This window comes from Pirellulales bacterium (genome assembly GCA_036499395.1).
Taxonomy (GTDB): Bacteria; Planctomycetota; Planctomycetia; order Pirellulales; family JACPPG01; genus JACPPG01.
Genome location: DASYDW010000064.1, coordinates 1 through 21,496, shown reverse-complemented (window position 1 = coordinate 21,496; position 21,496 = coordinate 1). Strand labels below are relative to the sequence as shown.

The 21,496-nt window shown below is 58.0% G+C and carries 22 protein-coding genes; 15 read left to right on the top strand and 7 right to left on the bottom strand.

Annotation, left to right across the window (positions count from 1 at the left end):
- Nucleotides 1-305: 305 nt before the first annotated feature.
- A complete protein-coding gene (locus VGN12_11315) occupies nt 306-641 on the top strand; it encodes a hypothetical protein (GenBank protein HEY4310032.1) in 336 nt (111 codons plus the stop codon).
- A 16-nt stretch (nt 642-657) separates the two neighbouring features.
- Here the strand turns inward: VGN12_11315 and treZ are convergent, their stop codons facing one another.
- On the bottom strand, nt 658-2,553 hold the full coding sequence (gene treZ / locus VGN12_11310) for a malto-oligosyltrehalose trehalohydrolase (GenBank protein HEY4310031.1): 1,896 nt from the start codon (nt 2,551-2,553) through the stop codon (nt 658-660).
- A 119-nt stretch (nt 2,554-2,672) separates the two neighbouring features.
- Between treZ and VGN12_11305 the strand changes: the two genes are divergently transcribed.
- Nucleotides 2,673-3,059 (top strand): low affinity iron permease family protein, encoded by a 387-nt coding sequence (locus VGN12_11305; GenBank protein ID HEY4310030.1) that lies wholly within the window; start codon nt 2,673-2,675, stop codon nt 3,057-3,059.
- A gap of 124 nt (nt 3,060-3,183) precedes the next feature.
- Here the strand turns inward: VGN12_11305 and VGN12_11300 are convergent, their stop codons facing one another.
- Together VGN12_11300 and VGN12_11295 are read right to left on the bottom strand one after the other, a co-directional pair.
- A complete protein-coding gene (locus tag VGN12_11300) occupies nt 3,184-3,357 on the bottom strand; it encodes a DUF1328 domain-containing protein (GenBank protein HEY4310029.1) in 174 nt (57 codons plus the stop codon).
- A 258-nt stretch (nt 3,358-3,615) separates the two neighbouring features.
- The gene (locus VGN12_11295) at nt 3,616-3,813 is read right to left on the bottom strand and encodes a CsbD family protein (protein HEY4310028.1); all 198 of its coding nucleotides are present in this window, start codon (nt 3,811-3,813) and stop codon (nt 3,616-3,618) included.
- Nucleotides 3,814-4,163: 350 nt separating this feature from the next.
- Here VGN12_11295 and VGN12_11290 point away from each other — a divergent pair, with 350 nt between their 5' ends.
- The 3 genes from VGN12_11290 to VGN12_11280 all read left to right on the top strand — a co-directional run bounded on the left by VGN12_11290 (nt 4,164) and on the right by VGN12_11280 (nt 5,274).
- Nucleotides 4,164-4,583, top strand: a complete 420-nt coding sequence (locus VGN12_11290; GenBank protein ID HEY4310027.1) for a CsbD family protein — start codon at nt 4,164-4,166, stop codon at nt 4,581-4,583.
- 102 nt (nt 4,584-4,685) lie between these two features.
- Nucleotides 4,686-4,889, top strand: coding sequence for a hypothetical protein (locus VGN12_11285; protein ID HEY4310026.1), 204 nt, complete (start codon nt 4,686-4,688; stop codon nt 4,887-4,889).
- Nucleotides 4,890-4,965: 76 nt separating this feature from the next.
- A complete protein-coding gene (locus tag VGN12_11280) occupies nt 4,966-5,274 on the top strand; it encodes a hypothetical protein (protein HEY4310025.1) in 309 nt (102 codons plus the stop codon).
- 158 nt (nt 5,275-5,432) lie between these two features.
- On the opposite strand, the gene VGN12_11275 is transcribed toward VGN12_11280, so the two are convergent.
- On the bottom strand, nt 5,433-6,299 hold the full coding sequence (locus VGN12_11275) for a hypothetical protein (protein ID HEY4310024.1): 867 nt from the start codon (nt 6,297-6,299) through the stop codon (nt 5,433-5,435).
- 425 nt (nt 6,300-6,724) lie between these two features.
- Between VGN12_11275 and VGN12_11270 the strand changes: the two genes are divergently transcribed.
- The 3 genes from VGN12_11270 (at nt 6,725) to VGN12_11260 (ending at nt 9,046) form a co-directional block, all read left to right on the top strand.
- Nucleotides 6,725-7,030, top strand: a complete 306-nt coding sequence (locus VGN12_11270) for a hypothetical protein (protein HEY4310023.1) — start codon at nt 6,725-6,727, stop codon at nt 7,028-7,030.
- 121 nt (nt 7,031-7,151) lie between these two features.
- Nucleotides 7,152-7,820 carry a DUF5752 family protein gene (locus VGN12_11265; GenBank protein ID HEY4310022.1) on the top strand — a complete coding sequence of 223 codons (669 nt, stop codon included), beginning with the start codon at nt 7,152-7,154 and terminating at the stop codon, nt 7,818-7,820.
- The gene (locus VGN12_11260) at nt 7,817-9,046 is read left to right on the top strand and encodes a glycosyltransferase (GenBank protein HEY4310021.1); all 1,230 of its coding nucleotides are present in this window, start codon (nt 7,817-7,819) and stop codon (nt 9,044-9,046) included. Before VGN12_11265 ends, VGN12_11260 begins: the two co-directional genes overlap by 4 nt.
- 101 nt (nt 9,047-9,147) lie before the next feature.
- Here the strand turns inward: VGN12_11260 and treY are convergent, their stop codons facing one another.
- A complete protein-coding gene (treY, locus tag VGN12_11255; protein HEY4310020.1) occupies nt 9,148-12,486 on the bottom strand; it encodes a malto-oligosyltrehalose synthase in 3,339 nt (1,112 codons plus the stop codon).
- Between the two features lie 434 nt (nt 12,487-12,920).
- Here treY and VGN12_11250 point away from each other — a divergent pair, with 434 nt between their 5' ends.
- The 7 genes from VGN12_11250 (at nt 12,921) to VGN12_11220 (ending at nt 19,338) form a co-directional block, all read left to right on the top strand.
- Nucleotides 12,921-14,396, top strand: a complete 1,476-nt coding sequence (locus tag VGN12_11250; GenBank protein HEY4310019.1) for a sigma-54 dependent transcriptional regulator — start codon at nt 12,921-12,923, stop codon at nt 14,394-14,396.
- An 83-nt stretch (nt 14,397-14,479) separates the two neighbouring features.
- A complete protein-coding gene (locus VGN12_11245) occupies nt 14,480-14,713 on the top strand; it encodes a hypothetical protein (protein ID HEY4310018.1) in 234 nt (77 codons plus the stop codon).
- Nucleotides 14,714-15,093: 380 nt separating this feature from the next.
- Nucleotides 15,094-15,258, top strand: a complete 165-nt coding sequence (locus VGN12_11240; protein HEY4310017.1) for a DUF3309 domain-containing protein — start codon at nt 15,094-15,096, stop codon at nt 15,256-15,258.
- Nucleotides 15,259-15,351: 93 nt separating this feature from the next.
- A complete protein-coding gene (locus tag VGN12_11235; GenBank protein HEY4310016.1) occupies nt 15,352-15,534 on the top strand; it encodes a hypothetical protein in 183 nt (60 codons plus the stop codon).
- 239 nt (nt 15,535-15,773) lie between these two features.
- Nucleotides 15,774-16,823, top strand: a complete 1,050-nt coding sequence (locus VGN12_11230) for a glycosyltransferase family 4 protein (GenBank protein ID HEY4310015.1) — start codon at nt 15,774-15,776, stop codon at nt 16,821-16,823.
- Nucleotides 16,807-18,987 carry an amylo-alpha-1,6-glucosidase gene (locus VGN12_11225; protein HEY4310014.1) on the top strand — a complete coding sequence of 727 codons (2,181 nt, stop codon included), beginning with the start codon at nt 16,807-16,809 and terminating at the stop codon, nt 18,985-18,987. The genes VGN12_11230 and VGN12_11225 overlap by 17 nt, the downstream gene beginning before the upstream one ends.
- 225 nt (nt 18,988-19,212) lie before the next feature.
- Nucleotides 19,213-19,338 (top strand): hypothetical protein, encoded by a 126-nt coding sequence (locus VGN12_11220; GenBank protein HEY4310013.1) that lies wholly within the window; start codon nt 19,213-19,215, stop codon nt 19,336-19,338.
- A gap of 158 nt (nt 19,339-19,496) precedes the next feature.
- On the opposite strand, the gene VGN12_11215 is transcribed toward VGN12_11220, so the two are convergent.
- A complete protein-coding gene (locus tag VGN12_11215; GenBank protein HEY4310012.1) occupies nt 19,497-20,663 on the bottom strand; it encodes a choice-of-anchor tandem repeat GloVer-containing protein in 1,167 nt (388 codons plus the stop codon).
- A gap of 413 nt (nt 20,664-21,076) precedes the next feature.
- On the bottom strand, nt 21,077-21,340 hold the full coding sequence (locus VGN12_11210) for a GIY-YIG nuclease family protein (GenBank protein ID HEY4310011.1): 264 nt from the start codon (nt 21,338-21,340) through the stop codon (nt 21,077-21,079).
- Between the last annotated feature and the right edge of the window lie 156 nt (nt 21,341-21,496).

Genomic DNA, 21,496 nt, shown 5'->3' with positions numbered 1-21,496 from the left:
CGAACTCCGAGATCGCGGCCGGCGCTGGGGCGGAATGTCACCGGCTAAAAAGCCCGAGATTCCGCAGCCGGATGCGTTACTAAAGGTCCATGCGACCTGGGAGATTTGGAGCCGAAGCGGTCATGGTGGCCGGCTTCGAACCATGAGTTAACAAGACTACCCGCAGTCAACGCGTTCTTAAGGAGCGAACATGGCAAGAGAAAACCGCTGTGATTCATAGAATCGGAATTTTTTGGCCCCTGATTTGCAACCGCGGTCAAGGGCTTCAGACCTCCTCTCCTCTCGCACCGTAGGATTTGCTCTCCATGATTCCAGCCGCTTGCCGGGCTGCCTTTGCCGAACCGCTTCCAGCTCTCACACAAAAATCCTCGGCCCAACTGGAAGAACTCCGTCATCTAAGGCGTCGCATACTGGGCGAGCTTCTTCGCCAAATGCCCACCAGTGGACACAGCGTTGAAATCGAATTCAACGCGGCGGCAGCGGAGTTGATTGTCTCGGGCGTGGTTTCGACGTTCCATGCCAAGCAGACGGTCTATCGGCTGTGCCAGCGATTGGCGACCCGCCTCGATGTCGTGGACGAAGTCGTTGTGGACCATGTTCCACCGCCGTGTTGGTCGAAAGTCGCTACGGCCCGTCGGTGAGCGAAGGTTCCCCGTTTTAGATCGACGGCATTGTTGCTGCTCGAAAGTTCGCGGGACGACTCAATTCTGCTGGTCCCCATACCAGGCATTCATAGGGCCCCAGTTGCGTGATCGCATCATCGTCGTTTGCGCGCGTGCCACCGTAAACGCCGGCAGCCGTTGAGAGCATTAAGTGGCTCCCGGCGCTGGGCGATCTCGGCACCGGCGCCGTCTGACCAGAGAGGTTCGCGCAAATCTGCACAGCGGTGGGACCACCTCGCTCGCACCACAGGCAGGCAGACTTACCATCCCCTCCCAGAATCTCGGCACACGTGACCTCGCGCGGCGGATCCGTGAACCAGGCCTGGCGCGCCGCTAACAAATCTTGGTACAAGGCTCGCAAACCGGCGCGCTGCGAATCGCTCTGCCAATCCCAGGACAACTTCGCATCGAGGAATGCGGCCTCGCCTTGCGGGTCCGGGGGCTCGTGCTTCCATTGGAATTTCACCGAGGCCAGTTCCGCGCGCCGACCGCGCCGGACCGCTGCCACCAGGCCGGGGTCCGAGAAGGAACAGAAGAAGGGGAAGGGCTGGCGCTCGCCATACTCTTCTCCCATGAACAATAGCGGCATCGCCGGCGACAAAAGCAATAAGGCAGCCGCCAGCCGCAACTCGGCGGGGGACACGTTCGCGGCCAGCCGGTCGCCCAGTGCGCGGTTGCCAATCTGATCGTGATTTTGCACGCAGAAAACGAACTTCTCGCGCGGCGTGTCGCCGGCTCGGTTACCGTGCCGGCGGCGATGAAAGGGACTGTAGCGGCCATCGTAAACGAAGACGTCCCGCAGGGCCTTCGCCACATATTCTGGCGGCCCAAATTCCGCGTAATAACCGTCCCGCTCGTCCGTCAGCAGCGCGTGGACGCTGTGATGAAAGTCGTCCGCCCAAATACCGTCCAAAGCGTACCCGCCGTGTTCGCGCGGCGCGACTAGGCGCACATCATTCTGATTGGTTTCGCCAATGACGATGACGTGTCGATTCTGCTCGCGCGCGATCCGCTGCACCGATTCCTGCAATTCGGCCAGAATATGCAGCGCACTGGTATCGTAGATGGTTTGCACCGCATCCAGACGCAACCCATCCAGGTGGAAGTCGCGAATCCACATCGTGGCACTATCAAGCACCAGCCGCCGCACAGGATCGCAATCGCGACCGTCGTAATTCAGCGCCGATCCCCAGGGGGTGTGGTAGCGATCCGTAAAGTAGGGAGCGAATGCGCCGAAATAGTTTCCTTCCGGGCCAAGATGGTTGTAGACCACGTCCAAGAGAACGGCCATTCCCAGCCCATGAGCCGTATCGACCAATCGCTGTAACTCCTCCGGCCCGCCATAGGAATTCTGCGCGGCAAAAGGATGGACGCCGTCGTAACCCCAGTTGCGTGCGCCGGAAAACTGCGAGATCGGCATGATCTCGATGCCGGTGATGCCCAAATCTCGCAAGTCGCGCAAGCGTTCCGCGACCGCCGCGAACGTTCCCTCGCGTGTAAATGTGCCGACGTGCAATTCGTAAATCGACAACGCCTCGGCCGCCACCCCTTTCCAGCCGGAATCCGACCAGATGAAACGATGGGGATCGAATACCGCCGACGGCTGATGGACCCCCTCGGGCTGCCAGCGGGAAAAGGGATCGGGGTATTCACGGCCGTCGCCTGCCAGCCGATACGCGTAGCGCTCGCCATGCGCAATGTCGCGACCGATCCACCGGAAATGCCCGTCGTCGCCGCTACGCATACGGTGCTCACGCCTCTCTCCTTTTTCCCATAGGATCAACGAGACCGCATCGTGCTTCGGTGCCCAGATGCACCAGCGAGTGCTGCCGTCTGGCTGGCGCACGGCGCCCTGCGGTGGAACGATTAGTTCATCAACGACGCCGATCATGTAATCCACCTTGCAGCGCTCATTAGTCGGGTACCCAGGAGGAGCGGCATTGGAATTGCATCTTGCAGTAATGGCGAATTGCGCACCGGCCGCAAATTACTCTTTTCGGAGAAACGCTCGTGCAAGATTCGTTTCGCATCTTCTCGAGGGCGACGGCCGATGTGCTCGGCTCTAACCGGGCGTTCATCGTCGCAGTGATGACAATTCTCGTCTGGGGCGTGACAGGGCCATTGTTCGGATATTCCGACACTTGGCAATTGGCCATCAATACCGGCACGACGATCGTTACCTTTCTGATGGTCTTCTTGATTCAGAATACGCAGAATCGCGACTCGCTGGCCATGCAATTGAAGCTGGACGAGTTACTTCGCGCCGTTGGCGAAGCCCGCACCAATATGGTTGATCTTGAAAGTCGCTCGGACGAGGAATTGCATCGGATCAAACGCGAGCTGTCCGATATCTCGCAGGCCGAAGCCGCATCGGATCTGCCCGATTCCTTACACTAAGTCGGTTCCTGCTCCGTCTTGATAACGGCGTACCGAATTACGACTGCGCATGAAGAGGCCCGAGGATCTCTGGCGCAAATCCCCGGGCCTCCCTCTGCCAATGGCAGTCGAGCGGTGCGATTCGTCAAGCGAGCGGACGACGATTGAGTCCTCCGGCGACCAGGCTCACGATGAACAGCACCAAAAAGATGAAGAACAAAATCTTGGCGATTTCCGCTGCGGCAATGTATATGCCGGTAAATCCAAAAACCGCGGCTACCATTGCAACGACGAGAAATACGAGCGTCCAGTACAACATGATCAGGCTCCTTATCCAGATTGACCGAGTTATTTGTGCGAGATCGCGGTGCCGTGTGAGGCCACCGCATTCATCAGAGGATTTGCATGCCAATCGCGTCTATTGAGAGGTTGCACATCACGTGCCATTCGAGTTTTTGGACAGTATCTCCGAGAAATCTGCCGGCTTTTGGCCTCCGGAACTCCAACTGCTCGCGCGGCGATCACTCTGGTTTAAGGGCCGCTGGACAAATCACGGTGAAAGGGGGCGTGCTCGGCTTTATGCCGAGCGGCAGAACTCGTCTGCTTCCTGCTCGGCCTGCTCGCGCTGGTAGCCGTATTTAGCTTGCAGCGTGCTGGCAAGCTCCTCGCGTTTGCCGTCAATGACATTCAGGTCGTCGTCGGTCAACTTGCCCCATTTCTCCTTGATCTTGCCGCGCAACTGCATCCAGTTTCCTTGGATCTGTTCCCAATTCATGGCTTAACTCCTGCAGGGGCTTTTGTGGTCAGTATTGAATTAAGCAGTGGCGTCCGCCCATCGACGAAAATGCAAGGACTGTGCCGCGGCCTCCGGACTTTTGAAGATCGTTTCCGCCTATTGACCCGACATTCACAATCGACGGTGGATCAGTCTGAACTTCGACTGCGCCCGTCCGAGCAGTCGCACTATCCCAATGGTGGGTCTACAAATCGCAAACCGTTATGTCGGCACGGAATATGCAATTCATGTGGTAGCGTTCCGACCTTTTCCGCAGACCGATTGCCATTACCCGAAAACGGCGGCGCAGTCTGCTGTATCCGATTCCGTAAGCAAAAGGAGCGTCCCCGATGATTAACGCACAAATCCTGCAAGGACAATGGAACGAAATTAAAGGCATTCTGAAGCAGCACTGGGGCGATCTCACGGCTGACGACTTACGCCGTTTCAACGGTGACGTCGATCAATTGGTCGGCTTGATTCAACGAAAGACCGGCGAAACACGGCGCGCCATTCAGGACTACCTGGAGAGCTTGACCGCCGATGCGTCGTCAGACATTTCGACGGCCGTCGAGAATGGTCGGACCTTCGTCAATGATGCGGCATCCGCCGCCCAGGGAACGCTGCACGACGTCGCCGACCATCTGCGCGACCACTATGGCGATGCCGCGGACTTGGTTCGGGGACGCCCGGCCGAATCGGTTGTGGCCGCTTTCGGCGTGGGCTTGCTGACGGGCCTGGTCTTGAGCCTATTCATGCGCGATCGCTAGACGGTGAAGCAGTTACTCTCATGTTCACCTATCGCGTAAGCGACTTCCTCAAGGGGTCGCATTTTCGTCAAACACAAATCGCCTTTTGGGAGAACACTAATCATGGTACGGAAATCTTCAGCGGCTCACGAATCTATGACCCATCGGCGCAATGCTGCGGCAACGGCGCTCGCAGTCTCCGATCACAGAGCCGAGGCGGACCTGGTCACGCATTTCCGCGAATACGCCCGCGAACGCCCCGAAATGGTCGCCCTGTGGTGCCTGGGAGTGGGCTTCGTGATGGGCTGGAAGTTGAAACCCTGGTGAGTCGGCGCGCAGCGTCCCCTCCGAGAAATTTCGACTTCGATTTTCACCTATGTAAATCAAAATGTGGAGGTGCGTCATGCCCCGAGGTGACAAAGCCAAGTACACCGGCAAGCAGAAGCGGCAGGCCGAACATATCGAAGAGGGATACGAATCCCGCGGCGTACGCAAGGGCGAGGCCGAACGTCGTGCCTGGGCGACCGTCAACAAAATGGATCATGGTGGTCGAAAGCCGGGCGGCAGTGGCGTGGGCAAAACCACGAATAAGGCGCCGGCCAAAAAAGGAGGTCGTCTCGGAGGTCAGGCGGCCGCCGCGCGCCCGAAAACAGAACGTGTCGCTGGTGCTAAGAAGGCGGCCCGAACCCGCGCGAAACACACAGCTAAGTAGCGCGCACGATCGCGACGGCTCCGGATTTTGTGTTAGGACGCACGCCCGCGATCGAAAAAAAGGGTGGCGGTGAAAACTGTTTTCATCGCCACCCTTTTCGTATCACAGTGAGCGCGATCTCGAGCGACAAGGGGTTCCATGTCCCGCGAAGCTCTGCCTCACTTGCTCTCTTTCTGAGCCGTGGCCTGATTGGGTTGCGCCGTGCGATTAACCCCGTCGAATACCGAGCGGCCGTAGCGCACATGGACGTACTCGAGCCAGCCGCGATCTAGCGTGGTAGGCCAGCTAGCCGCGGCGAATTTCGGGGTATTCTCGACGATGTCAGGCGGGAGATTCAGCCGCCATTCGGTATTTCCCACCGGGGCGATGAATGCACTCAAGGGAATCGGGTGCAATTGATCGGCTTTATCGTGCTGGCTCAGGCCGGCGTAGGCGATGTCGCCGCGCGATGTCATCGCAAAATCCTGGATCCGTCCCAGCGGCTTACCGTCGTCAGCCACAACAACTACGTCGTGCAACTGACTGGCTCGCACCAGGACGTCGCGGTCACTGACGCGATCGTTATCGGCTTTCCAATAGGGCTCGGTTTTAAAATGTCCTAGCACGCTCGTGGCCCAGGCTCGTGTCAGCTCACTCGCTGCTTTGGGAACTTTCGGGCTCTGTCGTAACTCATTGGCAGTCAATCGCAGCGATTGCTCGCGCGTGCCGAAATCGCGAATTGCGCTCGTGGGGACGACCAGCGATCCTGCGGCGCTAGCGGCATCGTCGATCGCAAGCACGATGAACGGCACATGGCCCGTATCCAGATCCATGATCACGTCCTGGACCTTTGCCGATCCTTTGGAGTCACTACTGGACAGGTTTGATCCCATGATCGCGCCGACGCGAAATATCGGTCCCTCGGTCGAACGAATTTGTTCATTGCTCGGTTGAGCGGACGCCTTGCGCGCCACTGGTTCCACGGCCTGGCCGAAACTCGTCGCTGGCAGAACACCAATCGTTGCAAGCGATACGAAAGCAACCATGGCCGAGCTGAGGCTGGTAGCCCATCCTTTAACCTCGCGAGATAAACTCGACGAGATTGGTTTTGCGGGAGAGTCTATTAAAGGGCCCTTCGTGAAAGTTGTGAAAGCTGTGGCTGTCATGAATGTCTTCTCCCCAAAAAAAGCGTGCTGTTCGTAATTGCGAGGACCAACGAGATGCTCGTCGCCGACAATTCGATGAGCATCTATCGCGCCAAAGTGGTTAATCACGCCAATGTTCTGGCGGGATGGCGGTCAAGGTGGCTTGCAATTAGCTAGTTCGCTCGTCAATCAGCCAACTGCGGTGGGCCCCGATGCCAGTTGGCATGGCGCTTGCAGGACGGCGAGATAGGTGGGAATGAGGATGACCGATGCCCGACTGGGCACCTTACTCCTGCTTGCGAAGCCCTCTGTTACGAGATGATTCCATGAAAACGACAATTTTCTCGACCCTATGCGTCGGCCTAATCGGGATAACCCTGCTCGCGAGCGCGGGGTGCGACGAGAAGAAACGGATCGACGACAACCCGCCCGTCGGCCGTGAAACGAAGATCGATGTTCCTGGCGCTGATATTCGCATCGAAGGGCCTGCAACGCCCGTCGTCCCTCGTTCCGGCGACGGTGTGGACGTCAACGTCGGGCCGGGCGGGGTGCAAGTCGATGTCGACGGAGCTCCACTCCGGGAGCGCATTCGCGAGCGGCGAGAGGAAGCAAAAGAGTCCGCCACTCCGTAGGAGTTCTTCGGGCGCGATTGACGCCGTGCCCTGAGATGGTTGCGGATTGCAGTCCGGCAGTGCATTTCAGTTCAGAGCGATTTGTATTTGAGCGAGTGGATCTGGCCGAGAGGAGCTAGCGATGAAGCAGGAATTCATTATCGAGGATTGCAGCCTGGTGCGCTGCGCGACGGGTCGCGCCTGCTGCAATCTGCGCGAGTTGTTAGATGCCGTCCGCTCGGCGGAGCCCATCGTGCTCGAGCATCATTTAATGCGATGTGCCCTGGAAGACCATTTCGAACTGTACGAATTTCCCAACGACCTTGCGCGCTGGAGTTGGGACGCGTTAGGCGATCGTGAATTGGCCGAAGAACTGGCGTTGCTGAACCCCTATGCGCGCTGCGGTATCGAGGGGGCGCGGGCTCAGTTAATCGACATACTCGAGGAGCATTTGTGGGCGCTGGAACGCGTACCCTGGTGCCGCCCGGGGCTCGAATTGCATCTGGTCGAATCGCGGCTGGTGGCCTTCGATACCGGTGAACGTTTTTCTACTTTGGCAGGCTTGGTTGAGGCGCTGCCACGCATGTCTCGGCGGTCACTCTTCTTCCACGTCCATGAGGCCTATCGCCGAAAGAACGTGGATGACTTTTCGAGTTGGCTCGAAGAGATCGGCGCGCCCGACGAATTGGTGCAACGGCTGCGTAAGATCGATTTTTATTTCCTTAATTTGAATCAACTTCGCGAACAGTTCTTGGAACATCTCTGCGCGTTTCTCGCCGAGCCGAAAGCTGTCCTGGGAGGTGCCGCATGAGCCTGCTCGAACGTTACGAAGAAGTGGTCGGACGATACGAAATCGAGCGGCTGCGCCGACTGGGCTCGCGCCTGGCGGGTAAACGCATCGTTCACGTGAATTCAACGCGTCAGGGTGGCGGCGTGGCCGAAATTCTCGGCTGGATGATCCCGATGATGGTCGAACTAGGAATCGACACCCACTGGGAAGTTATCCAGGGAAACCCCGATTTTTACCGGGTCACCAAGTCATTTCACAACGGTCTGCAAGGCCTGCCTGTGAATCTACGCGCGGCGGATTACAAATTGCATACGGATATCAACGAGGCCAATGCGCGGCGGTTGAACCTCGAGGCCGACGTCGTCTTCGTACACGATCCGCAGCCGATTTTTCTGCCGCGTTTCACAGCGCCGGGCAAGGTGGGCCGCTGGGTCTGGCGATGCCATATCGATGCCTCGCGTCCGGACCGAATGGTGTGGAAGCACTTGAGCGAGGGAATCGCCGATTACGAAGCCACGATCTTTTCGATGGCCTCGTTTACGCGCCCCATTAATCGACCGATGTTTTTGATTCCTCCCTCGATTGATCCCCTGGCCGCGAAGAATTCGCCCATGGATGATGCGGAGCGCGTGGCGATTCTGGAACGCTTGGGAATTGACCCCGAGCGCCCCATGCTGCTGCAAGTCTCGCGCTTCGATCGATTCAAGGACCCGCTGGGCGTCATCGACGCATTTCGGCTGGTGAAGCCGGCGCATCCGGAATTGCAACTGGTATTGGTCGGAGGGCCCGCTGACGACGATCCAGAAGGAGCCGAAGTGTTGGCCGAGGTTATGGAGCGGGCCGGCAATGATCCTGATTTGCATGTGCTGCTGTTGCCCTCGGATTCGCATCGCGAGATTAACGCTTTGCAGCGCTCGGCGATCATCGTGCTGCAAAAATCCCTGAAGGAAGGTTTTGGCCTCACTGTGACCGAGGCCTTGTGGAAGGGAAAGCCGGTCATCGGCGGAGCGTCGGGCGGAATCGCCCTGCAAGTACACGACTATCAGACCGGATTTCTTGTCCATTCGCCCGCGGGAGCTGCTTACCGCATCCGTTACCTGCTGCGCTATAACGACAAACGACTGCGCATGGGAGATGTCGGGCACGACTTCGTCCGCGAAAACTTCCTCCTCACACGCCACCTGCGAGATTACTTCTCGATGCTGATGTGGCTCGATCAGCCGGGCAGCGGCGTGATTGCCGCTTAAAGAATGTGAGAGATCATCAGAATTGTCATTGTCGAGCGTGATTCTCGGTATCGGCGACGCACCTATTAATAGATACCACTAATCGAGGTGTGCCGGCCAGATCACTGCGGGGCGAGCACGGCAACCGGGAAGTTCGCGAGCAGCTCGCCCATCGTGATGCCACCCGAGAGAGTTCTTTGCTCCCCGGTGAAGGCGTCCTGAAATTCGCCCTGAACGTCGCTCGGCAACTCGACCCGAGTATCGGTCCATACTTCCGGTCCGCAAGGCAACAGCGTCGCGTCGGCGCTTTCGGCCGTAAAGCCCAACAGTCGCGCGACCAGCCGTGGTACGACAACGACGATGGCGCGTTGGGGGTTCTCGTCATCGGGGACCGCCACCCGTGCAAAGGCCACGACATGTTCGGCCTTCAACCCCGTCACATGCAATGGCAAGTAGCGGTGCGAATGGCCCAGAAGGCTTTCAAAATGCCGACGCAATTCGAGTAGCCGCCAGGTGACGAAGAGCTTCATGCGTGGATCGGCCGGATTCTCGGTTAATGTCCGCGCCAGTTCGAGCAACCCTTCACGACCGCCGGCCGTCTGTTTCAGCTCGGCCAGCAGCTGCGCGTGTTGGGTGTAATCCACGTGTCCCCGATTGTCCGGATCGACCAGGCGGAAGGCCCAGCACTCCTGTCCCTGATAGATGTCCGGGAAGCCGGGAGAAGTGAGTTTCAACACCAACTCGGCCAGCCCGTTCACGAGGCCCAGCCTAGCGACGGGCCCTTGCCATTTGCGCAAATCTGCTAGAAACCGATTGTCGCGGCGCGGTTGTAATAGTGACGTGACGAAACTCTTGATTGAGCGATTGTATGCCTCGTTGGGATTGATCCAACTCGTGCGCTGCTTGGCTTCGTGAACGGCCTTTTCCATATATTGGCACATTCGCTCGGTGAGCGAGCTCATGGCGTCGGCGTTCTCCTCCAGCGGCCAAACGCCGACCAGGCTTTGATAACACAGGTATTCGTCGCCGCGGCTGGGTGCCGGTGCTCCGTCGATTTCGACGCGGCGGCGCCGATTCAGACGCATCCAGTGCTGTACGGCGCTGCGCCAGGCGCTGGGCATCTCGGCCAATATATTGAGTCGCGAACGGACGTCTTCGCTCCGCTTAGTGTCGTGCGTGGACGAGGCGAGCATCGCGTGCGGATACAATCGTGCACGCTCGCCGTTCCAGGCGTGAAACGCGGCCGGCGCCACCACCGGGGCCTCGGGCTTGTTGCCTACTTCATTGACCGACAACAGCGGGCTGTAGACGTAAAATGTCGTGTCTTCCACCCCCTTGGCCATGACGGGGCTCGTTACTTGCTGGAAGCGGCCAGCGAAAAGTTCTCGTTCGCGGATCGCCTCGGCACTCAGTCCGGCAGGATGCACCAGCAGCAGCACATCGCGTACAAAGTCGAACAGGCTGGCATCGACCACGGGGTTACGACGTTTGGCCTGTGCTACCGCCAATGCGACAAAATGCCGATCACGTTCCGAGACCCCCAACGGTCCGGGATAGATGCGGTACACCGGAAAGCAGATCAGAATCTCGCGCAGGGCATAGCGCAACATGTTCAAGGTGAAATCGCGCGAGCGTCGGTGTTGCTCCGAAATTCGGTTTAGACGATGCGCCAGCATCTGCAACTCGCCCGCCATCGCGACGGTGAGGATCAGCTTCTTGCTGTTAAGCGCTACCTCTTCGAACGATGTCGGATCTCCGGTGATGCGGGCGAAGTCCCGCTTGATTTGCCGCCAGCCGTCGTCGGGCAGAAAGAGCCCGTCGCACATTTGCAAAAAATCGTACCCCGTCGTGCCGGCCACGGGCCACGTTTCGGGAAGCGGCTCGTGAGGGCCCAAGATTTTCTCGACAACGACGAACAGCGGAATAAACAAATCGCTCTGTTCTTCGGCCGCGGGGACGTTCGTCCGTTGCACGATGCTCGCTTCGACAGGAACAGTCGTGACGGTTCGGCCCAGGACCGCACGCCAGTCGTCCCCCTGGGGACAAGGCATGCCCAAGCGGCAACAAATCGTGGCGACGATCTCTGCCGCGCGATCGGGCGGGGGGACGGCGGCGTCTTCCGCCGCGGCGTCGGTCGTGCCATTTCCATTGGTTGCTGACGTGCCTGTTTCCTCGCTCAACGCGCTCTGCACCAACTCTGCCAGATAGGCCCATTGCAGCCGCCACAAATACTGTTCGGGCGCGTACAGTCCATCGATATGGTCGATACGCAATCCGCTCGCCGTTCCCTCGGCGAGCAGACGCGTCACCAACCGATGGGTTTGGAAGAAAGCGTCAGCATCTTCAATACAGAGCGCCGCCAATTCGTTAATGTCGAAGAAACGTCGGTAATTGACTTCGTCGCCCGCCACCTTCCAATGGGACAAGCGATAGACCTGCGCGGTGCACAATTCGTCGAGCTTGTCGAAGCTCGCCGGTTCTCCGGCAGTGCCATTGATCTGTGAAATATTCTTATCGATGAACTCGCGGACGCGTGGGGAACTGACCGTCAGTTCGCGCAGCCGGCGTTTGATGACCTGCTTGTCACGCTGCCGTTCGACGATGTATTCATTGGTCTTCGCATCGCGCGAGGGCAAATGATCGAGCGCCGTCAGGATACTTTCGTATTCGGCCAATTCATCGGGCGCATCGACTAACGCCGCGCGCAGCTCGTCGAGGTTTCTTCCCAGAATCATGGGGGCCGTCTTTGGATCCAGCGGAAGCAACCGATCGAAGTAGCCCAGGAACATCGCTCCCGCTGCGAAGACGACGCGTAACTCTCCCGCTTCCAGTGCCTCGCCATACTGCCGCCCCAAAACAGGCAGCAGGACACGTCCGTCGAGCTCGGGCTTTACGGGCTGCCAATCGATATCGAAATAACTGGCATAAGGCGAACTTGGCCCGTTCTCCAGCATGTCGTCCCACCACAAGTTCTGGGCATGCGTGCTCATGTGATTCGGCACAACATCCAGCAGGATCTTCATTCCGTGCTCGCCCAGCGCGGACTGGAGAACATTCCAGCCCTCTTCTCCTCCGAGTTCCTCGTCGAATTCTTGATGATTGCAGACGTCGTATCCGTGCGTGCTGCCAGGACGAGCATGCCAAACCGGCGAGGCATAGAGATGCGAAATGCCCAGCGATGCTAGATACGGCACGACCGCCGCCGCGTCGCGGAAAGCGAAACCATTGTGGAATTGGCAGCGATATGTCGCGCGCGGCGCAACCTTGCGCGCCCGAACCAGTGACACGATGCGGTCGGCAGTGGCAACGTCCGCTGAACCCAGCATTCTTGTCGGTGGGGACGAAGCACCATTGCCTTCGATCACCGGCGACCATCCCGCCCCGGTTTTGGCAGACTCTTCGACGGAAAGGAATTCATTGGCCGAGTTCGGCTTTTCTAAAACCAAGTCATTCGATGCCATTTGTATCCTTTACTAATCCAACTACGAGTAACACCGTTCCGCCGGACAAAAAATTGTGGCGGCGCTCCGAACCCCCGGTTACATGGTCGCTGGGAGACCACGGCGGCTAGTACTCGACCATCCATGGGTGAAGAGGTGGGTTTTCCGAGGAATAAACCGAGAGGACCTGCCTTGCCCACACTGCAAACCGGCCCAACCCCGGTGCCGAACAACGAGTGAAAGCAACCGGAATGCCAAAATCGGGGGATTCCGCATCACAGTTGGATATCGTGAGTTTCGTCGACTGGTTACTAATCTCGCAGGTCGTTCGAAAAAGAGTCGGCACACCGTTTGCGACCAGTCCCCCCGGACTATCTGGTGCCTCGATGTTGCATCGAGCGCCTGCACAATCGAACAAATCTGCCCCAGCGGCTGAGTCGAAGGAGTGTGGAGTCATGGCCAAGCTGCTCGTCATCGACGACGATCGCACGGTTCTCCATCTGATCAGTCAGGCGTTCCGCGATTCACCGATCTCGGTACTCACGGCGCAGACGCCCGAGCAAGCGCTCGCCCTGATCGACGAGAAGCCTGACGTCGTGCTGCTGGACATCGTGCTGCGAGATTGCTCGGGCTTGGAACTGGTGCATCAGATCCGCGAGCGGGACGCGAAGCTGCCCGTGATTTTCATCACCGGGCGTGGCTCGAGCGATACGGCCATCGAGGCTATGAAGCTGGGCGCCTATGACTACCTGCTCAAGCCATTGCACCTGCCCAAGCTGCGTGAACTGGTGGAGCGCGCGCTGAAGATTCGCGACTTGATGCAAGTTCCGGTTGAACTCGAAACGGGCGAGTCGATCGATCCCACCGGCGACGAACTAGTGGGGCGCAGTGCCCACATGCAAGAGGTCTTCAAGGCGATCGGCCGCGTTGCGCCTCAAGATGTGACAGTTCTCATTCATGGTGAAAGCGGTACCGGCAAGGAACTGGTCGCGCGGGCCATCTATCATCACAGCCGCCGGGCCGACAAGCATTTTTTGGCTGTCAATTGCGCCGCCATCCCCGAGGCGCTGCTGGAAAGCGAGCTCTTTGGGCACGAAAAAGGGGCCTTCACGAGCGCCGATCAACGCCGCATTGGTAAGTTCGAGCAATGCTCGGGAGGCACGATCTTCCTGGACGAGGTGGGCGATATGTCCCCGCTCGTACAAAGCAAGGTATTGCGCATTTTGCAGGAGCAACGGTTCGAGCGTGTGGGCGGAGGCGAGACCATCCAGACCGATGTCCGCATCATCACCGCCACGAACCGCGATCTGAAGCAAATGGCGATGGACGGGCAGTTTCGCGAGGACCTTTACTATCGATTGAACGGTTTCTCGATCAAGCTCCCGCCCTTGCGCGAGCGCGGCGAGGACGTCCAGTTACTTATTACGCGATTCTTGCAGCGTTACGGCACCGAGATCGGAAAGAGCGTCCGCGGCCTTTCGCCCGATGCGCTTGACGTGCTCACGCGGTACCCTTGGCCAGGCAATGTGCGCGAGTTGCAGGCCGTACTTCGCCAGGCGTTACTACAGACGACCGGCCCCCTGATTCTTGCCGAATTCCTGCCGGATGATGTGCGGCATTACGAGGATAGGGCGCAGAACTCGGCGCGCTCCAGCTCCGGCATGCCGAATAGCAACCTGCAAACATTCATGGACGACCAGTTGCAAAGGCGTTCGCACGATATTTACGCCGAGACAATTGCCCTGGTCGATCGCTATGTCCTGGCGCGCGTACTGCAGCACACACGTGGCAATCAATCACAGGCGGCCAAACTGCTGGGAATCACCCGTGGTAGTCTGCGAAATAAGCTGCGTACGCTGCATATCGCGGTCGACGCGATCGTGACCGTGGACCAAGACGCGGATGAGCGACTTGCTCCCGCGAACTCCTGAAATTGGCATGCGACGTGCATGTCATCCTAAAGAATGGCATCGTAGGACTAGCGGAACAACGAGATTCCACTGGGAGGTTAATCATGTTTCGGAAAAGTCTATTAGCACTTGCCGTCGTTGCGGCATTTGTCGTGGGTTTGGCCTGCGAACCGAATCAGGCCCAGGCGCGCTGGGGCTATGGCCGCGGTTATGGGCGCCCGTATTACGCTCGAGCGTACTATCGGCCTTACGGACGCGGCTTTTACGGCCCCGGTTATGGGTATGGTTACGGCAATGGTCCCTATCGTGCCGCTCGACCATACGGTTATTACTGGTGAGTGGGTCGGCTTTGAACGGATAGGCTTCTATAAGTGGCCTCTTAAAAATTCGCTTGCGCGACCAGAGTCGCGTCCTTGAGGTGTGCCGGCTCTACCTCGGCATGCCGTAAAGGGCGCGACTCTTTCTTTGCGCACCCTTCTTCATGCGTGGCGGCTAGAGAATGTCTGCTGACTTGTGTGACTCGTGAACCGCCAGGCAGCGAGGGCATAGTGTAAAGACGCCTAACAAACGAGTTGGCTTGCAAGCCTGCGACCGTTCGGTACGCAAAATGCAACTTTAAGCGAGCGAGAGCGCTCCAGCGGGTTTCCCGACGTTCGGGCCCGGAAGCGACTAAAGGTGATTCGCTGCTCGGACGCGGCTAACTTCAGCGAGGCATGTCATGGCAACTCTATTGCTGTTGGTTTTGATCCTGCTATTGATCGGGGCTGTGCCGGCGTGGCCATACAATAACGGTTGGGGTTATTACCCCTCAGGTGGAATCGGTTTGGTGGTGGCCATCGTTTTGCTGTTGGCGATTTTCGGCGCCATCCCATGGAGATTCTGAATGTTGAAGCCCTTGCGGGCGTTCGTCGCGATGCACCGACCGTTATAGAAACACCGCTAAACGTTTTCGCTTTTGAATAAGAGGATTAGAGCCATGAAATCGATAAGACTTCTGATCGCCATGTTGATTCTTGGGGTCAGTGTCGCGGGATGTCACAAGGAAAGTTCGGTGAAGAAGTCGACGACCGTCACGTCGCCCGAGGGTTCGACGACGACAACGACGGAAACAACTGTCGAAACGAGCGGCAAAAACCCGCCTGCTGCTCCGAATCCGTAAGATTTACGGTCGCTTGAACCCACACGGGGGGCCGTCTTCTTTAATCGCGTGGAGGTACCGATGATCCGCAAGTTGTCGGATGGCTCATACCGACTCTACTCCCGAAAGAAAAATCCCAAAACCGGTAAGCGTCGTAATCTGGGAACCTTCGAAACGCGCGCAGGTGCGGAGAAACATGAGCGGGAAGTTCAGTACTTCAAGCAGCACTAGCCCCGTGATTCGCAGTCGGACACTGTCCCATGAAGATTGCCGAAGTCGCCCCGTTGTATGAAAGCGTCCCGCCGAAGTTATATGGCGGTACCGAGCGAATCGTGTCGTTTCTGACCGAAGAGCTTGTTCGGCAAGGACACGACGTCACGCTTTTCGCCAGTGGCGATTCCGAGACAGCGGCGCGACTAGTGCCGATGGCGCCGCATTCTCTGCGCCTCGACGAGAAATGCATCGATCCGCTGGCGCACCACATTCTGCTCGTCGAGAAGGTTTCAAAATGCGCCGCGGATTTCGACGTCGTGCATTACCACATCGATTACTTGCATTATCCCGTTTCACGGCGCATGCACATCCCGCAGGTGACCACCTTACACGGTCGGCTGGACTTGCCGGACCTGGTCCCACTTTACAACGAGTTCCGTGACATGCCCGTTGTCTCGATTTCAGACAATCAAAGAACGCCGCTACCGATGGCGAACTGGCAGGCGACGATCCACCACGGCTTGCCACCGGACTTGCTCACCTTTCATCGCCAGCCCGACGACTACTTGGCGTTCCTGGGGCGCATTTCGCCCGAGAAACGCGCGGATCGGGCGATCGAGATTGCCAAGCGAGTCGGCATGCCACTCAAGATCGCGGCGAAAGTCGACGACGCAGATCGCAAGTATTACGAGACCGAGATCGAACCGTTGTTGGGGCAGGCTCATGTAGAGTTCGTCGGTGAGATCAATGAATCGCAAAAGAACGAGTTTCTCGGCCGCGCACGCGCCTTGGTGTTCCCAATCGATTGGCCCGAACCGTTCGGGCTGGTAATGATCGAAGCCATGGCCTGCGGCACGCCGGTCGTGGCCTTTCGTCACGGCGCGGTGCCCGAAGTGATTGACGAAGGCGTCACCGGATGCATCTGTGACAGTGTCGATCAGGCAGTCCAATGCCTGGGCAACCTGCTGAAGTGGGACCGACAGCGCTGTCGCGAAAAATTCGAAGAGCGCTTCACGATCGAACGCGCCGCACGGCAATACGTTGAATTATTCTCGCAGTTGCCAAGCCGTGGAGGCACGCATGGACGAGGTCATTGAAGTCAATGATCAGTTTTATATTCTCGCGACGTCTTCTCGCACTAACGACCACGTCAGAGTTCTCAAGAACAACGACATGTTCGGCGTGTTCGACCAGTACGGCGACATTCAGCCGCTGGGACTGGGCGAGGAAGGACTTTATTTCGAGGGAACGCGCTTCCTGAATTGCTGCAAGCTGACGTTGAACGGCCGCCAGCCACTATTCCTCAGTTCGACCGTCGTCGAAGATAACTCCCTGTTGACGGTCGACTTGACGAATCCGGACCTGACGTCCGGTGAGCATGTCCTACTGGGACGCGAAACGGTTCACATCTTGCGGTCTTGCTTTCTATGGCAGGGCGCCTGTTTCATGAAAGTGAACGTGCGGAATTATGCGCAACACGAGGTGCAACTTTCGTTGCGATTATCGATCGACGCCGATTTCGTCGACATCTTCGAGGTCCGCGGCACCAAGCGCGACAGTCGCGGAAAACGTTTCGAGCCGGCGATCGAACCGGGCCGACTGATGTTGGCGTATCAAGGATTGGATAACGTCATGCGTCGGACGAATATCGAATTTTCGCCGGCACCCGACCGGTTAAATGCGTCGGCCGCCTGGTACGACGTGCGTCTGGATGCCGCCGAGGAGCGAACCTATTTCATCACGGTCGAATGCCGCGTTGCCGAAGATTCTCGCGTGGCCGAGGTTGGATGTACGGCCGACTACGATCAGGCGCTGAAGAAATCACAACGTTCGAGTGCCGACGCTCGCCGCGGGGACGCCGTTCTGTGGACGAATAACCCTCTCTACAACGGCTGGCTCAGCCGCTCGGCGTCCGACCTGCACATGATGTGTACGGAAACGGATGCCGGACCTTATCCGTACGCCGGCGTGCCTTGGTTCAGCACGGTGTTTGGCCGCGATGGCATCATCACGGCGCTGGAATACCTGTGGATCAATCCGGACATGGCGCGAGCTGTGCTCACCTACCTGGCACAGCATCAGGCCAGTGAAGTCATTCCGGAACAGGACGCCGAACCAGGAAAAATTCTGCACGAAACGCGACGCGGTGAGATGGCGGCGCTCGGCGAAATCCCTTTCGGCAAGTATTACGGCAGCGTCGATGCCACGCCGCTGTTCGTCGTATTGGCCGGCGCTTACTACGATCGCACGGCCGATCGGGAATTCGTCGCCCGGCTTTGGCCGCATGTCGATCGCGCCATCGCCTGGATCGAAGAGTACGGCGATCAGGACGGTGACGGGTTTATCGAGTACGCACGACAGTCGAAACACGGTCTGGTATCGCAAGGCTGGAAAGATTCGTTCGATGCCGTCTTCCACGCCGACGGCGCGTTGGCCGTGGCTCCGCTGGCCCTGGTCGAAGTGCAAGGCTATGTCTATGCGGCCTGGCGCGCCGCGGCAAACCTGGCGGCTGCGCTCGGAGATTGCGTGCGCGCCAAGCAACTGCGTGACAAAGCCGAAAAATTGCGAGCCGGCTTCGATCAAGCCTTCTGGTGCGAGGAATTGCGCACCTACGCGTTGGCACTTGACGTGGACAAGAGGCCATGCCGGGTGCGGGCCTCGAATGCGGGCCACGCGCTCTTCTCCGGCATTGCGCTGCCCGAGCGAGCACCGTTAGTGGCCCAGACTCTGCTTGACGACACCTCTTATTCCGGATGGGGAATTCGCACGGTTAGTACCGTCGAGAAGCGCTACAACCCGATGGCCTATCACGACGGCTCGATCTGGCCGCACGACAACGCGCTCATCGCGCACGGTTTTGCCCGCTATGGCTTGCAGGAATGCGCGTTGCATGTGATGCGCGGACTATTCGACGCCAGTACGTTTTTCGAGTTGCGTCGTACGCCGGAATTGTTCTGTGGATTCCCACGCCGCCGTGGCGAAGGCCCCACGCTCTACCCCGTTGCTTGCTCTCCGCAATCGTGGGCTGCGGGGGCGGTGTTTTTCATGCTGCAGTCCTGCCTAGGACTGTCAATCGACGCGCCGCGGCGGCAAATTCGCTTCACAAGGCCCGTCCTCCCCGATTCGCTGACATGCATGACTATCAAGGATTTGCACGTCGGTGATGCCGTGGCCGACCTGGTGCTCGATCGGTACGCGCACGACGTCGGCATCAGTGTGACGCGCAAAGATGGCGACCTCGAAATCGTCGCGATCAAGTAGAGCAATTGTCCCACGGTCGGCATGCCGGTCGCGGTCCGGCCACTATGACCTGACGGCGTGCGACATACGAGAAAATGCTGCGAAAACTCCTGTTATTTCGGGCTTTTGCACTTCTGGCACGTCACTTGCATTAAGTCTGTCGTAAAGCGTTCGACGAACTGAACGCGAAGCGATTGTCGAATCGCTGCACAGAAAACAAAAGGTCTTTTGCTGGGAGAGATAGAAATGGAACCGATTAGCAGTCTGGTTATCGTGGGCGCCGCCGGTTATTCGCTCGTGTACTTGCTGGCAGGCGGTGGCTTGGGCGGAGCGGTCCTGATCTTCATCGCTGCGAAGCTGCTCGGCCGCTAAACGCTTTTCCACTACAAGGAAAACGATACGGCTAAGCCAGCGCTCGACGCCTGATACGTTGCAAGTAGAAATACTTAAGACGCGTCGGAGCAGTCCGCTTGGCTTGGCCGTTTTTTATGCGCTCGGTGCGTATTCAAGTATCGCACGACGACCACGCTTTAAGAAGATCGACGGCGATATCTGAGCAATGTCGAGAAAGCAAACGTGGCAAATGCAGCCAGGGACCACGTCGACGGCTCAGGCACCTTATAGGCGAAGATTGCCCCCATCCCCAGAGAGCTCACGCCGTTAGTGCCGCCATAGAGCGTCTCTCCCGACAGAGTTAGCGGTGTGCTCGCATTGATAGCCGCGAAGTTCGTTAGATCATGAACTGTTTTATATGTTGACGTGGTCGGATCGAACGAAAAGATCGCTCCCTCGCCAAGTGCGCCGCCCAGATTGGTCGCCCCATAAAGCAAATGATTCACCAGCGTCAAACCTGCCGCAGGATTGTTTCCTTCGCCGTTGGCAAAATAGTGGTCCACCTGGAAACCCGACCCATCGAGATTCAAAGAATAGATGCTACCCTGATTATTGGGCCCACCGATGAACGTGGTGCCATAGAGACGTGTGCCATCCAGCGCAAGGCTGCCATTGGGATAGTTGCTGGGGCCACTCGGCAGAGCGTGCAGGGCGTGCAGGTTCGATCCGTCGAGATTCAGGGAGAAGACCGTGCCATTGCCGTTGAGCCCCCCCGATTCCGTGGTGCCGAAAAGGGCCGAGCCCACAACGGTCAGTTGCGAGTGCGCACTGGTGCCCACGGCGGAGCCGAGAGAAGCCAAGACGTGATAGTTCGAGCCGTCGAGATTGATAGCGAAGATCGAGCCGCCGCCTGGGGCGATTCCGTAGAGCGTCGATCCGACTTGGGTCATGGCAGCGTTACTACCGCCGACGGTTCCTCCGAAGTCATGAAGGACGCGGTAGTTTGACCCGTCTGTATTCATTTCGAAGATCGCGTTGCCGCTTACGCCGTAGAGCTCTGACCCCGCGAGCGTGATCGCCGCATTTCCGCCGGTATCACCAGGCCCTGGCGCGCGTAGCACTTGATAGTTTGAGCCGTCGCGATTCATGGAAAAGATTGTCCCCTCGTCGCCGGCTCCGCCGAACGGCGTGGTTCCATAGATCCCCGTCGTGCTCACCGCGACAGCTGCGTACGGCATGTATCCGTCGCTGGTGCTGAAGGTATGCAATACCTGAAAGTCGTCTGCGAACGAGAAACTCGCAGCAGAAAGAATGAATACGCAGCAAGAACAATGCTGCAGCAGTGCCCTCTTCGATCGGATCATGAGACTGCCCTCTCATTAGATTCTTAAATGACAACTTATAAATCAGATAGTAGCACTCTAGAGCCGGTTTCAAAACCTACGTAGACAGATAGTGATGCAGGCTTAGGTCGCCACGGCGACTCCTATTTTCTCGCTGGTTTCTCCGCGAATGCAGAATCATTCGCAGAGCTTGGACGATCGCAAACACTTAATTTCGGCCACCCCGAAGCACAAATCCATAACCACTTATGCCAATACGACTTGCCGATATTCGCATCGCTTTGACATATGTATCCGCCGGGACAATGTCCAGTCCATGGCGAGCCTTAGGTGCTCCTCGCGCTGAAATTCTTCGCCCCGGTTCCAATGCCATCGCCTGGCAAGAAACAAGAAGACGGTACCGCCACTTAATACGTCATTTGCGCCCCATCCATTCACGAGGGCGTCCAAGCCGCAGCCAATTTCAGCTTGCCCGCACTATCCAGCGATTTAATCTCGGCTTCCCGTTTCAGGGCACGCCCCTTCATGCGATGTTCCTCGCTATCGACGACCTTGAACGGCTCACGTCCCCTGGTGTATTTCGCGCCTGTACCCTTGGCGTGTTTACCAAGTCGGCTTTCCAAGTCGGTCGTAATCCCGGTGTATAGGGTTTGGTCTGCGCATTCCAATATGTAGACAGTCCAAGCTACAGGCTTCACCGAATCAATGTCCCCTTAAGAGCCTATCCGAGTACCGAACCGTTTGGCTGCAAGCATCCGTAGTGCAGGTTGAGGAGACCATTCTCGATTTGCACGGAGGTGCCTGTGGGCGATCAATCGACGTCAAAGTTTCACCACATCCCCGACGCGCTGTGG

Coding starts and splice junctions, on each gene's coding strand:
- VGN12_11245 (HEY4310018.1), top strand. CDS start 14,480: ATGTTTCGGAAAAGTCTATTAGCACTTGCCGTCGTTGCGGCATTTGTC.
- VGN12_11250 (HEY4310019.1), top strand. CDS start 12,921: ATGGCCAAGCTGCTCGTCATCGACGACGATCGCACGGTTCTCCATCTG.
- VGN12_11295 (HEY4310028.1), bottom strand. CDS start 3,813: ATGAATTGGGAACAGATCCAAGGAAACTGGATGCAGTTGCGCGGCAAG.
- VGN12_11300 (HEY4310029.1), bottom strand. CDS start 3,357: ATGTTGTACTGGACGCTCGTATTTCTCGTCGTTGCAATGGTAGCCGCG.
- VGN12_11260 (HEY4310021.1), top strand. CDS start 7,817: ATGAGCCTGCTCGAACGTTACGAAGAAGTGGTCGGACGATACGAAATC.
- VGN12_11280 (HEY4310025.1), top strand. CDS start 4,966: ATGCCCCGAGGTGACAAAGCCAAGTACACCGGCAAGCAGAAGCGGCAG.
- VGN12_11235 (HEY4310016.1), top strand. CDS start 15,352: ATGAAATCGATAAGACTTCTGATCGCCATGTTGATTCTTGGGGTCAGT.
- VGN12_11220 (HEY4310013.1), top strand. CDS start 19,213: ATGGAACCGATTAGCAGTCTGGTTATCGTGGGCGCCGCCGGTTATTCG.
- VGN12_11225 (HEY4310014.1), top strand. CDS start 16,807: ATGGACGAGGTCATTGAAGTCAATGATCAGTTTTATATTCTCGCGACG.
- treZ (HEY4310031.1), bottom strand. CDS start 2,553: ATGATCGGCGTCGTTGATGAACTAATCGTTCCACCGCAGGGCGCCGTG.
- VGN12_11265 (HEY4310022.1), top strand. CDS start 7,152: ATGAAGCAGGAATTCATTATCGAGGATTGCAGCCTGGTGCGCTGCGCG.
- VGN12_11315 (HEY4310032.1), top strand. CDS start 306: ATGATTCCAGCCGCTTGCCGGGCTGCCTTTGCCGAACCGCTTCCAGCT.
- VGN12_11215 (HEY4310012.1), bottom strand. CDS start 20,663: ATGATCCGATCGAAGAGGGCACTGCTGCAGCATTGTTCTTGCTGCGTA.
- VGN12_11270 (HEY4310023.1), top strand. CDS start 6,725: ATGAAAACGACAATTTTCTCGACCCTATGCGTCGGCCTAATCGGGATA.
- VGN12_11230 (HEY4310015.1), top strand. CDS start 15,774: ATGAAGATTGCCGAAGTCGCCCCGTTGTATGAAAGCGTCCCGCCGAAG.
- VGN12_11285 (HEY4310026.1), top strand. CDS start 4,686: ATGGTACGGAAATCTTCAGCGGCTCACGAATCTATGACCCATCGGCGC.
- VGN12_11290 (HEY4310027.1), top strand. CDS start 4,164: ATGATTAACGCACAAATCCTGCAAGGACAATGGAACGAAATTAAAGGC.
- VGN12_11240 (HEY4310017.1), top strand. CDS start 15,094: ATGGCAACTCTATTGCTGTTGGTTTTGATCCTGCTATTGATCGGGGCT.
- treY (HEY4310020.1), bottom strand. CDS start 12,486: ATGGCATCGAATGACTTGGTTTTAGAAAAGCCGAACTCGGCCAATGAA.
- VGN12_11275 (HEY4310024.1), bottom strand. CDS start 6,299: ATGGTTGCTTTCGTATCGCTTGCAACGATTGGTGTTCTGCCAGCGACG.